The organism is Furfurilactobacillus rossiae DSM 15814 (assembly GCF_000428925.1).
Classification (GTDB): domain Bacteria; phylum Bacillota; class Bacilli; order Lactobacillales; family Lactobacillaceae; genus Furfurilactobacillus; species Furfurilactobacillus rossiae.
In genome coordinates this window covers 24,993-37,220 of the sequence record NZ_AUAW01000010.1, presented here as the reverse complement: position 1 = coordinate 37,220, position 12,228 = coordinate 24,993, and the positions used below count along the sequence as shown (strand labels likewise).

Here is a 12,228-nt window from a genome sequence, read left to right as displayed (position 1 = left end):
ATCTAATAGATAAGAAATGGGAATTGCGTGATTGTCGTTACCTATAAGTAACTACGCGAAGATTATTTAGTTCACTGTATTAATACGTATAAATAAAAATACTGTTGATTTATTCGAATAAATATTTTACACTATGGTCGTTGACAAAAATGAAAACGTTTTATTTTACTTTTTGAATTTGTATTTGGAGGATGTTCACATGAACTTAGTTGAAACCTCCCAAGCGGTTAAGAGCGGTGATGTTTCACTAGGTATCGAGCTTGGTTCAACACGAATCAAGGCGGTTCTGGTAACTCACGACTTTCAGACAATTGCATCTGGCAGTTACGTTTGGGAAAACCAATTCGTTGATGGTGTATGGACGTATCCACTAGAACAGGTTTGGACTGGTATTCAAGCCAGCTATACCCAGATGGTGGCAGAAGTTCAAAGCAAGTATCACAGTCCGTTGACTAAAATTGGGTCGATTGGTGTCAGTGCCATGATGCATGGCTATCTGGCATTTGATCAGGCCGGTAAGCAATTGGTTCCCTTTAGAACCTGGCGTAACAACATTACCGGTCAGGCAGCTGATGAATTGACGGCGTTATTCTCATTTAATATTCCACAACGTTGGAGTATTGCTCATTTATATCAAGCAATTTTGAATGATGAACCTCACGTTAAGGATATTGACTTCATTACGACATTAGCTGGTTATGTACATTGGCAATTATCTGGCAAGCGTGTTTTAGGTGTCGGTGATGCATCTGGGGTGTTCCCGATTGATGAAAAAACGGGTACGTATTCCGAGGCAATGTTGGAAGCGTTCAATACTCAGGACGCTGTTAAACGTTACTCTTGGAACACAAAAGACATTCTGCCGGCCGTTTTACCAGCAGGTCAGCAGGCCGGAACATTAACGAATGACGGTGCTAAACTGCTCGATGCTAGTGGCAATCTTCAGGCGGGTAGCGTAATGGCTCCACCTGAAGGAGATGCTGGTACAGGGATGGTTGGCACCAATAGTGTGCGCAAACGGACTGGGAACATTTCCGTTGGTACGTCAGCCTTTTCAATGGTCGTTTTGGATCAACCTCTAAAGGCAGTCCATCGGGACATTGATATGGTCATGACACCAACGGGTGCACCAGTCGCAATGGTTCATATCAATAACTGTTCATCTGATATCAACGCCTGGGCCAACTTGTTTAGTGAGTTTGCGGCCAAGTTGGGTGTGGATCTTAAACCTGATCGGTTATATGAAACGTTGTTCTTACAAGCTACCCATTCAGATCCAGATGTTGGTGGGCTAGTGAACTACAGCTACTTATCAGGTGAGAATATCACCAAGATGTCAGCTGGTCGCCCACTCTTTGTACGGACGCCAAAGAGTAATTTTACATTAGCGAACTTCATGGCAACACAGCTCTATGCTGCGTTTGCACCACTCAAAATTGGGATGGACATCCTGACAAATGAAGAAAACATCAAAACAGATGTCATGATTGCTCAAGGTGGTTTGTTCAAGACACCAGTTATTGGTCAACAAATCCTCGCAAATGCTTTGAATACGCCAATTACGGTGATGAGCACCGCTGGCGAAGGTGGTCCATGGGGGATGGCAGTGTTAGCCATTTATGCATTACCTGGCGAGAACGAAGATTCCCTTGAAGACTTCCTGGATCGCAAAGTTTTTGCCAATCCAGAAAGTATGACCTTGAGTCCAGAACCAGATGGCGTTAAGGGCTATCAACAATTTATCGAAAATTACCAAGCTGGCTTGCCTGTTGAAGGTGCTGCCATTGATGATATTCCAGAACGAAAGTGAGGCTGACTGTTAATGCTGGAAGCGTTAAAACAAGAAGTTTATGAAGCAAATATGCAATTACCAAAGTTGGGACTTGTTACCTTTACATGGGGCAATGTTTCAGGCATCGATCGTGAAAAGGGGTTATTCGTCATTAAACCATCAGGTGTTGAATATGACGAAATGAAGCCTTCTGACATGGTTGTCGTGAATTTAAAAGGTGAAGTTGTTGAAGGAGACATGAACCCTTCAAGTGATACACCGACTCACACGGTGTTATATAACGCCTTTCCAAACATTGGTGGAATCGTACACACACATTCACCATGGGCCGTTTCGTTTGCGGCTGCCAAGATGGATGTGCCTGCGTTGAATACCACGGCTGCAGATACGTTCTTTGGGGATGTGCCCGCTGCTGACGCGTTAACTAAGGAAGAAATCGAAGAAGACTACGAAGGTAACACGGGCAAGACGATTGTGAAGACCTTCAAGGAACGTGGTTTGGATTACGAAGCAGTGCCTGCTGCCCTAGTAAGTCAACACGGTCCGTTTGCTTGGGGTGCTACTCCGGCCAAGGCTGTTTATAACTCTAAAGTTCTGGAAGTCATCGCTGAAGAGGATTATCACACTTTGCAATTGACTCGTAGCGATACCGAATTGCCCCAGTACTTATTGGACAAACATTATTACCGTAAGCACGGCAGCAATGCGTACTACGGTCAAAATAATGCGAAGTCCAAGTCGCATGCGTTAAGAGAGTGAGCGTGACTAATCCCGTGTGAATTTGAGCAATAAGAAGGAAGGCGAAACATTCGGTGGTTTTCCGAATGATTTGACTTTCAGCTTATGCACAGAATTCAGGGATTAGGGAGCGCGTTATCACTACGTAGTAGTAAAAATAAAAACATTAAACACAAAGGAGAATTCATTATGTTAGCAGTTCCAGATTACGAATTTTGGTTTGTTACAGGTAGTCAGTTCTTATATGGTGAAGATCAATTAAAGCAGGTTGCTAAGGATGCCGAAGATATTGTTGACAAGCTGAACGCTAGTGGCAAGCTTCCTTATAAGGTTGTCTTTAAGGATGTTATGACGACAGCTGATGGAATCACGAAGTTTATGAAGGAAGTTAACTACAACGACAACGTTGCTGGTGTTATCACATGGATGCACACTTTCTCACCAGCTAAAAACTGGATTCGTGGGACTAAATTGTTACAGAAACCATTACTTCACTTGGCAACGCAATATTTAAACAAGATTCCTTACGACACCATTGATTTCGATTACATGAACTTGAACCAAAGTGCTCATGGTGACCGTGAATATGGTTACATCAACGCACGTTTGGGCGTTCACAACAAGATCGTTTACGGCTACTGGGGTGATGAAGAAACACAAACTGAAATCGCTAAGTGGGAAGACGTTGCTGTTGCCTACAATGAAAGTTTCAAGTTGAAAGTTTGCCGTTTCGGAGACACAATGCGTAATGTTGCGGTTACTGAAGGTGACAAGGTTCAAGCACAAATTGACCTTGGCTGGACCGTTGACTACTACGGTGTTGGTGACTTGGTTCAAGAAATCAGCAAGGTTAGTGAAGCTGATGTGGACAAAGAATACGAAAAACTGGCAACTGACTACACCTTGGTTCAAGGTGACAATGATCCTGAAACATATAAGCATTCAGTTCGCGTTCAATTAGCTCAATACCTTGGTATTAAGAGTTTCTTGGACCGTGGCGGTTACTCTGCATTTACGACAAACTTTGAAGATTTGTGGGGCATGGAACAATTACCTGGTTTGGCCGCTCAATTGTTGATGCGTGACGGTTATGGCTTCGGTGCTGAAGGTGACTGGAAGACAGCTGCCCTTGGCCGTTTGATGAAGATCATGTCACACAACCAAAAGACAGCCTTCATGGAAGACTACACGTTAGACTTACGGAAAGGTCACGAAGCCATTCTTGGTTCCCATATGTTGGAAGTTGACCCATCAATTGCTAGTGACAAGCCACGGGTTGAAGTTCACCCATTGGATATTGGTGGTAAAGCTGATCCAGCACGTTTGGTCTTCACTGGTTCTGAAGGTGACGCGATTGACGTTACGTTGGCTGATTTCCGTGATGGATATAAGTTCATCAGCTACCCTGTTAACGCAAATAAGCCAGAAGCTGAAACGCCAAATCTGCCGGTTGCTAAGCAATTGTGGACACCAAAGGTTGGCTTAAAGGCCGGTGCCACAAAGTGGATTGAAAATGGTGGTGGTCACCACACTGTCTTCACCTTTGCTTTGGACGAAGAACAAATCAACGACCTTGTTACCATGTTTGGTTTGAAGTCGGTGGTTATTGATTAAGAGTAGAGTGTGAACAACCCCGGGCTTAAACCCGAGCAATAACATGAAACTGGCACGATACGGGTGATTTTCCTGTATCGTGCCAGTTTCGGGTTATGCACAAGGTTTAGGGGTTGAGAACACGTTTCGGCTATGTAGGTAGCGAGCACATGCAGGTGAATTTTCCTGTATGGCAGCAGTTTTAGGTTATGCGCAGGTTTCTGGGCGACAGTGACACGTTTCGGCTATGTAGATTGATACGGGTGATTTTCCTGTATCGTGCCAGTTTCGGGTTATGCACAAGGTTTAGGGGTTGAGAACACGTTTCGGCTATGTAGGTAGCGAGCACATGCAGGTGACTTTTCCTGTATGGTAGCAGTTTTAGGTTATGCGCAGGTTTCTGGGCGATAGTGACACGTTTCGGCTATGTAGGGCGTAGTACAAACTTGAGGTAAATAAATGATAAAAACAAATAAACAAAGAATGTTAGCAGGCGATATTTTTGACGTTTACGACGATGAACTTGTCGCTGAACGTGCGGAAGCACGTAAACAAATTGAGGAATTTAATGCACTAGGAGAACGAAATCCTGAACGCAGTACGGCGATTATTAAAAAGTTGTTTGGCGAGACGGGGCAAGACTGTAGTGTCCATGCGACTTTCCGTTGTGATTATGGATATAACATTTATGTTGGTGACGATTTCTTTGCCAATTATGATTGCGTAATGTTGGATGTGGCGCCCATCCGAATTGGCAAACATGCTTTGTTGGGTCCCAAAGTACAAATCTATTCGGTTAATCATCCTGCTGATCCAAGGTTGCGCCGTAACGGAGCGGAAGGTATTGGCAAACCAGTCACAATCGGCGACGATGTGTGGATTGGTGGCGGCGCAATTATTTGCCCTGGCGTAACGTTGGGAGATAATGTCATTGTCGGTGCTGGGAGTGTCGTGACGAAGTCCTTTGGTGACGATGTCATTATTGGCGGCAATCCGGCGCGCGTGCTTAAGACAAACGTTACAAAATGAAAAATCGCATGTTGCGGAAGCCGTTAAACTTCTACAACATGCGATTTTTAGTTTGTTAGTTGTGTGATTCGACAGTTTCCTTATTCTCAAGCTTCTGCATCTTACCATCATCGATTTGATACACAACATCGCTTTTAGTAATCAATCGTTCATCATGAGTTACCATGATAATCGCTTTATTTAAGTCATGAGCCTCGCTGACCAATCGATCAACGACATCAAACGAACGGGTCGAGTCCAAGCTGGCCGTTGGTTCGTCGGCTAAGATAATGTCAGGCTCGTGATATAGCGCCTTAGCGATTGCGACACGCTGGCGTTCACCACCGGACAGTGCGTTTGGATAGGCATCATCTAGGTTCTTCAAATCTAGTCTATCCAGCAATTGCCGCATTTCCTTTTCTTGAAATTTTTGGTGGGCCAAACGGTCAATGAGTTTAAATTGTTCAGAGACAGTCAGATAGGGAATCAAATTTGAACTTTGTAGAATAAAGCCGACATGATCAAATCTGTACTGTAACCGCTGTTTTTCTGATTGGGTGGCTAAGTCAGTACCGTTTAGCAAAACTTTGCCACTTGTTGGTGTTTGTAATCCGGCCGCGATGGTCAAAAAGGTACTCTTACCAGATCCTGATGGTCCGATGATTGAAACAAATTGGCCTTGTTGGATTTCGAAGTTTACATCACTAAGGGCATTCACTGCGGTATGGCCGCTTCCGAAACGTTTTGATACGTTAACAAGTTCCATTACGTTTGCCATGTTTTTCTCCTTTACGTCTTGCTATTGCTCAGCTTCTCCCGGGCCTTCGGCACCACTTTCATAAACGTGCACCTGACGCCCAGAAGCTTGTGCATAACCCGTAGATGAATGATTCGGAAAATCACCGAATTCTTCATCTCCATGTTATTGCTCAGCTTCTCCCAGGCTTCGGCACCACTCTATTTAATTGCTGTGACTGGGTTAATTTTGGCAATCGTGCGCCAGGATAGTAGGGATCCTAGAATTGAAGCGAGGATTAACGAGATGGCATAAATGCCGAGTTGTGGGTAGTTTAGTGCAAACGGCATGCCCGTTGGTGCGATGGCGCCGATACCGATCGTGATCAATAATCCGATGGCAACACTGATTACGCTCATAACGGCGGCCTGTGTCACAACGCTAGCAAGGATGTGACGTGTACCGATTCCTTCAACTTTCAGCACGCCAAATAGTGACTGCTTTTGTAAGGTTAGAACATACATAAAGATTCCGATAATGGCCAGTGACATGGCGAACAAGAAGTAGATCATTGTGTTTAAAGTTGTCTGTTCAGCACTGTAACCAGGCAGATTTTGTATGAAATCATTGATAGGGAGCCGTTGCAAATTGTGTTTGTTCCCAGATAACTGGCTGTCTTTGGTGATGATTGCATTGATGCCGAGCGGTTTTGTGACAGGCGTGCCAGCAGCCTTGATTTTGGCCAAGGTTGCCAAATTCATATACATGGTTGGGGCAATACTGTATGTGCTCTTACCGTAACTGCCGACAACGGTTAATTTGGTGTCGTTCGAGCCCAAACGGACCTTGTCACCAATCTTAATCCCCTGGTCCTTCAGGTTTTGTGAAATAATGATTTGATTATCACGTTGAACTTTATGGCCGCTAGTAACTTTAGGCATAATAAAGCTGTTATTGGCAGTTCCCAGAGCGGAAATGTCGATTTTGTTATTACTACCAATTTTGCGAACAACGGTACTATCAAGCGCAATGTTTGCGACCTGCTTACCCTTGACGTCATTAGTTGCATCGGTGGTTAACTGTGATGCCATAATGTTTTTGTTAGCGTCCTTGTTCAAATAAACGTATTTAGCCTGCCATTGATCGACTGCTAAACGATTGCCTTGAGAGAGACCACCAGCCAATCCGGCTAGAATGAAGACAACAAGCGCAATCAGAACCATCACACCAGTTAACAGACTGTAGCGTAGCTTTTCATAGCGCATTTCTTTTAGCCCTAAATACATGATGATTTCTCCTTTTCTTCCGTAAATTTAGTTTTATTTATCAAGTGATAAATAAGATTATAACTAATTGTACGCTTTTTCCTAAGAAATGCAATTTGAGCGCTTTTTCTATCGTGATTTGGCATGCAAAATAATTGTTTTAACTTAACCTAAAATATTTTTCCTGCTATAATGTCACTGGAGGTGGAGTCCATGACAACGATTTATGTGGCACCAAATGTGAAGCAGCAAAGCGTTGAATTGTCCGATGGCAGTCGTGGTGAAGTTGAGGCAGAAACTGAGGGCGCTGGTCAAACCCGATACAGTTTCGATTTTAATTATCATTTGCACCCGAGCTTTTGGGTTGATCGTCCGTTAAAGAACGGTATGACAGTAAATGTGCAAACGTTGGACGGGCCTGAAAAGTTTCAAATTGAATTACGTTGATTGTTTTATATATTTATTGGGTCGAGCGTACGTGATTATATATAAGATTGGCAACAAATCTGCTTTAAGCCGCAGGTTAAATGAAAGAGCATCAATTCACTGATATCACAGTGGTTGATGCTCTTTTATAGTGAGTTGGGTTTTCCTGAAAACGTTTGCAATAAAAATAGGTAAAAGCCTATAATTAACAACAGTATAACCGCGTCAAATCGGCGTTGGCCGCAATTTTAAGTGGAGGTTAAAGTATGTATTTAGCAAACGAACATCGGTATGAACAGATGATGTATCGGCGAGCGGGTAAGAGTGGCTTGAAATTATCCGTTCTCGGTCTCGGATTCTGGCACAATTTTGGTAGTGTGGACGAGTATGAGACCCAAAAGCAGATCGTCCGAACGGCGTTTGATGCAGGTATAACTTATTTCGATTTGGCGAATAACTATGGCCCAGTGGCAGGCAGTGCTGAGACGAACTTTGGACATCTGATGGATGAAGACTTAAAACCCTATCGTGATGAACTGGTTATTGCTAGTAAGGCAGGACACCGTATGTGGGATGGCCCGTATGGCGACGGTGGTTCGATGAAGAATATTCTGGCTAGCGCTGATCAAAGTCTGCAGCGCATGCACTTGGATTACGTGGACATCTTCTATTCACATCGACCAGATCCTGACACGCCAGTTGAAGAAACGGCATATGCCTTAGATAAGCTGGTACGAGAGGGGAAAGCCTTATATATTGGGATTTCGAAGTACAATCCAGAGCAGACAGCTGCCATTGAGGCGGTCTTTGACGATTTGCACACGCCATACATTGTTCATCAAGATCGCTACAATCTGTTTGACCGCCACATTGAGGATGGTCTGCTAGACAGATTGACGGCTGATCAAACGGGACTAGTAACGTTCAGCTCGTTAGCTCAGGGCTTGCTGACAGATCGTTATCTGAACGGTATTCCTGAAGACTCCCGTGCACATCGATCCACGAGTCCGTTTTTGCATGAGGATCAGGTTGAACAAACACTGAGTACGGTCAAACGGCTGAATGAAATCGCCCAACAGCGTGATCAATCGTTGGCCGATATGGCAATTGCCTGGTTATTGCATCATCAACAAGTCACAAGCGTGCTGATTGGGGCTAGTCGTCCGGAACAACTTAGAGACAACTTGGGTGCTTTAAAACACTTGGACTTTAGCGATGACGAGCTGGCCGCTATTAACGCTGCTCTGAAATGATTATAGATAGCGAAAAAACGTTTGAACTGACGACTTCATTCGAAGTCATTAAGTTCAAACGTCTTTTTATTATGCATTAATAGTGACGGCCCAAAATGATCAGGTCGCGAGGAGTTCCTGCCATATTAGCGATTCTTGGCAAATGTCCCCATTCTTCGTAACCAAATTTGTGGAACAGATGCAGGCTGGCTGCGTTGGAATCGAAGATGTATGCCACTACGCTGGTGAAATGGAAGTTGGCAATCTGTCGTGCTAGTAACGACATCACCTGACTACCATAGCCATGACCGGTAGTTTGTTGATCTAAATAAATAGAAATCTCGGTCGTATGAGCGTATCCACCGCGCCCATAAAAAGGCGACAGGCTGACCCAGCCAATGATGCTATCGTCATCTTTAACCATCCAAATGGGATAACTATCTGATTGGTGTGCCTCGAACCATGGCTGCCGATCATCGACGGTCACGGGCGCTAAATCAGCAGTGACGGCATGGCTGGGGATGCTTTGGTTGTAAATGTTAACAATGGTGGAAAGGTCGGATTGGGTGGCAATTGTTAGGGTAAGGGACATGTGAAAGACTTCTTTCTAGCAGATTAAATTTAATTATAGAAATACTAATTGTGATGTGGCAAGGCTGAAAGCTGAAAAGTAATTAAAAAGATGAATTGATTTTTTCTTATTTTTGAACTTTGACATAAAATACGTTCATTAGTCGTCATATTTCTGAAGCATAGCGTGAAGATCAGCCCTTATTTCATCGCGCAATTTTGTCGGTTTTAAAACGTTTACCAAATTGCCTTGACTGAGTAACCACATTTTAGCGCCGGTATCGTATGTTTTTGCTTCAATCAGAACGCAATGACGAACTGAATCTCTTTTTTTTACAACGGAGTTTGGAAAACGATCTAAAGCAGCTTCAACAATGCCAGAAAACTCAAAGAGAAGGGTGATTGTCTGACCCGGTTGCATATATTGAATCTGTTGGCGCAATTTGCCATCTTCGAATCTGTCAGCATAGTTTTGAGTTATTTTTTTGTTAACCTGATGATAATCCTTTATTCGATCAGCTCGAAAGAAGCGATTACCTTTTCCATGAGGATTAAATGCGATTATATAAAAATAGTATTCGGAAAAAATGACGGATTCTGGCAAGATAATGTATGTTTTATATTCACCACGTTGACGTTGATAAGTTATTTGGATTGCTTGTTTTTTAATAATAAACTGACTAAATTGCCAAATTGTTCGTAGAAGTGGTTGATCATGATGGACTGGAAGATAGTAAAAACTTTCATTTTGAATAATCGGTCGAATTTCATGCTGTTCTTCAGGCGTTACAAGATTCAATAAGCCGTTCACTGTCGTTTTCATCTCTTTACTCGTCAAAGATCGACTAGCCAATAATGTTTTGATAATGACTAAAATAGATTGTTTTGAAATGCTATCTTGGTCTGTCTCTAAAACATAACCATTTAGGCCTCGCTTGTACTGCATTTGGTAGAAAAGCTGTTGATCATCAATGAACTGACGAATTTGACTAAAGTCTCTTTGAATAACCCGTGCGTTGACATTAAATCGTTTAACTAAATCTTGTTTGTGGACCACTAGACCACTTAATAATTGTTGAAAAATAAATAATTGTCGGTATGCTGCATTCATTATGTACACCGTCCTTGAAGCGACCTGAATTTTAAATATTATTCAGGTCGTTTTTATTTATAAATAGACTTATTGCGTCTATGCAAAATTTTAGACTGAATTTATTGAGTATACAAGGAGGCCAGTTATGAACGAGATTTATATGTGGAAACAAATTTATCAAGAATTTTATGAAAGCGTTGGTAAAGAGGCAACGTTAAAGATATATCAAACTTATTCTGGCAATCAAATTAGTTTCCCGAAACGACTATTGAAGCCCCAATATGAGTACGAACAAATTATGAACGAGTATAGAAGTGGTCTCACAATAACAGATTTGGCAATTCGACATCAGTACAGTGAAAGAACAATTTATCGAATTATTAATAGGCACGAAGGTGACCTGGACACCTTTAATCTGTAATGACATTTGCATTACAGGAGTCATAACGGGTTTGATAATCTTATCTTAAAAATTGATTAGTGGGGGTCATCATATGGATGTGACGCCAGAATTACTTCAAGAGTCATATGCACAACTAAATGAAGTGTTGGGCACCGAGCAAATGATGAAAGTGTTCGAGATATATCGTGGACGTCAAATTTCGTTTCCAATGCGTTTATATGACCGAAAGAAAGTAGCCCAAAAAATCATTGCTGAGTATAACGGGCATAACTTAGTGCAGTTGACTCATAAATATGATTATTCTCAACGATGGATTCGCCAAATTATTCGTCAAAATGGTTCAAAAACGGAATGATTTTGCATAGTTCAGGACGAATCTCGTGAAATCTTCACTACGTTTATACGGACATGTGCCTTGCAGGCCGCATTAGTAACTGCACAAGGTTGTTGCTATGATGAAAAACGAAGGTGAGGAGGGGGCTTATGGACAAGCAAAAGGTTGATCCTACCACATTACCGGACGTATATCGACGAATCTATGATTTGTTGGGTGAAGATAAGCTGTTATTACTGTGGGACGCATTTAAGGGCGAGGAGATTAATTTTCCAATTCATTTAAATGATCGTGACAAGGTAAAGCCTAAGATAATTGAAAGTTACAATGGTTCAAATTTAGATGCCCTAGCAAAACAGTATGGTTTTACCAAACGCTGGGCTCGTCAAGTAATTAAATTAGCAAAAAATAATAGTTGAGGGGAACTTTATCATGGAAGAAACGAAATTCTGTACAAATTGTGGACAAAAAATTAGCACACAGGTTAAATTTTGTCCTTTTTGTGGTGCAATACAAAATACTAAAGAGAATGATTTTTCTAACGAAACGGCCGAAAATAGTACTTTAAAAAATCAATCTGTGAGCCAAGGGCAAGCCAACAATGGCAGTAGTTCTAGCGAAAAGATGATTAGTCCAAATGAAAGTCACGAAAATGATTCGGCTAGTAACACATTTGCTTCAAAATCGTTTGCGGCCACTAAGGACGCTCTAAACAAAGTATTTGAGTTTAGTGGGCGGACATCGCAAACCGATTATTGGTATGCGCAGGTCGGATTGACTGTTATTGCAATATTGGGCTTTATTCCGATATTTATTCCAATTATCGGTGTCATATTGATGACACTGATTTATGTGGCACTGGCCATCGTTTCAATTGCTTTAAGTATACGTAGATTTCATGACACGAATCGATCTGGCGGATACTATTGTCTGATATTTATTCCATTCATTGGCGGCCCCGTTTTACAAGTGTTTATGGCGGAATCAGGCAATGAATATAGCAATCAGTTTGGGCCAGAGCCTGTGAGCTTAACGTAG

At 42.3% G+C, this 12,228-nt stretch carries 14 protein-coding genes; 10 read left to right on the top strand and 4 right to left on the bottom strand.

Going from position 1 to position 12,228, the window contains the following annotated elements; genetic code table 11:
• Positions 1-199: 199 nt before the first annotated feature.
• The 4 genes from G400_RS0107690 to G400_RS0107675 all read left to right on the top strand — a co-directional run bounded on the left by G400_RS0107690 (position 200) and on the right by G400_RS0107675 (position 5,152).
• Complete coding sequence (locus tag G400_RS0107690; RefSeq protein WP_017263013.1) at positions 200-1,810, top strand: xylulokinase; 1,611 nt, start codon at positions 200-202, stop codon at positions 1,808-1,810.
• A gap of 12 nt (positions 1,811-1,822) precedes the next feature.
• Positions 1,823-2,551 (top strand): L-ribulose-5-phosphate 4-epimerase, encoded by a 729-nt coding sequence (locus tag G400_RS0107685; RefSeq protein WP_017263012.1) that lies wholly within the window; start codon positions 1,823-1,825, stop codon positions 2,549-2,551.
• A gap of 168 nt (positions 2,552-2,719) precedes the next feature.
• On the top strand, positions 2,720-4,144 hold the full coding sequence (araA, locus tag G400_RS0107680) for an L-arabinose isomerase (RefSeq protein WP_017263011.1): 1,425 nt from the start codon (positions 2,720-2,722) through the stop codon (positions 4,142-4,144).
• Positions 4,145-4,582: 438 nt separating this feature from the next.
• On the top strand, positions 4,583-5,152 hold the full coding sequence (locus tag G400_RS0107675) for a sugar O-acetyltransferase (protein WP_017263010.1): 570 nt from the start codon (positions 4,583-4,585) through the stop codon (positions 5,150-5,152).
• Positions 5,153-5,207: 55 nt separating this feature from the next.
• Here G400_RS0107675 and G400_RS0107670 read toward each other — a convergent pair whose 3' ends face one another.
• Entirely contained in the window at positions 5,208-5,909 is a 702-nt protein-coding gene (locus G400_RS0107670; protein ID WP_017263009.1) for an ABC transporter ATP-binding protein, read from the bottom strand.
• Positions 5,910-6,088: 179 nt separating this feature from the next.
• The gene (locus G400_RS0107665) at positions 6,089-7,153 is read right to left on the bottom strand and encodes an ABC transporter permease (RefSeq protein WP_017263008.1); all 1,065 of its coding nucleotides are present in this window, start codon (positions 7,151-7,153) and stop codon (positions 6,089-6,091) included.
• Between the two features lie 192 nt (positions 7,154-7,345).
• Between G400_RS0107665 and G400_RS0107660 the strand changes: the two genes are divergently transcribed.
• Positions 7,346-7,579, top strand: coding sequence for a hypothetical protein (locus G400_RS0107660; RefSeq protein ID WP_017263007.1), 234 nt, complete (start codon positions 7,346-7,348; stop codon positions 7,577-7,579).
• A 245-nt stretch (positions 7,580-7,824) separates the two neighbouring features.
• Entirely contained in the window at positions 7,825-8,811 is a 987-nt protein-coding gene (locus tag G400_RS0107655) for an aldo/keto reductase (RefSeq protein ID WP_017263006.1), read from the top strand.
• Between the two features lie 76 nt (positions 8,812-8,887).
• Here the strand turns inward: G400_RS0107655 and G400_RS0107650 are convergent, their stop codons facing one another.
• Both G400_RS0107650 and G400_RS0107645 read right to left on the bottom strand, forming a co-directional pair.
• Positions 8,888-9,382 carry a GNAT family N-acetyltransferase gene (locus G400_RS0107650; protein WP_017263005.1) on the bottom strand — a complete coding sequence of 165 codons (495 nt, stop codon included), beginning with the start codon at positions 9,380-9,382 and terminating at the stop codon, positions 8,888-8,890.
• Positions 9,383-9,520: 138 nt separating this feature from the next.
• Positions 9,521-10,471 (bottom strand): helix-turn-helix transcriptional regulator, encoded by a 951-nt coding sequence (locus tag G400_RS0107645; RefSeq protein WP_017263004.1) that lies wholly within the window; start codon positions 10,469-10,471, stop codon positions 9,521-9,523.
• A gap of 127 nt (positions 10,472-10,598) precedes the next feature.
• Here G400_RS0107645 and G400_RS0107640 point away from each other — a divergent pair, with 127 nt between their 5' ends.
• The 4 genes from G400_RS0107640 to G400_RS15740 all read left to right on the top strand — a co-directional run bounded on the left by G400_RS0107640 (position 10,599) and on the right by G400_RS15740 (position 12,228).
• Complete coding sequence (locus G400_RS0107640; protein WP_017263003.1) at positions 10,599-10,874, top strand: Mor transcription activator family protein; 276 nt, start codon at positions 10,599-10,601, stop codon at positions 10,872-10,874.
• A 73-nt stretch (positions 10,875-10,947) separates the two neighbouring features.
• Positions 10,948-11,211 (top strand): Mor transcription activator family protein, encoded by a 264-nt coding sequence (locus G400_RS0107635; protein ID WP_017263002.1) that lies wholly within the window; start codon positions 10,948-10,950, stop codon positions 11,209-11,211.
• Between the two features lie 128 nt (positions 11,212-11,339).
• Positions 11,340-11,609, top strand: coding sequence for a Mor transcription activator family protein (locus tag G400_RS0107630; protein ID WP_017263001.1), 270 nt, complete (start codon positions 11,340-11,342; stop codon positions 11,607-11,609).
• A gap of 13 nt (positions 11,610-11,622) precedes the next feature.
• Positions 11,623-12,228, top strand: a complete 606-nt coding sequence (locus tag G400_RS15740; protein ID WP_017263000.1) for a DUF805 domain-containing protein — start codon at positions 11,623-11,625, stop codon at positions 12,226-12,228.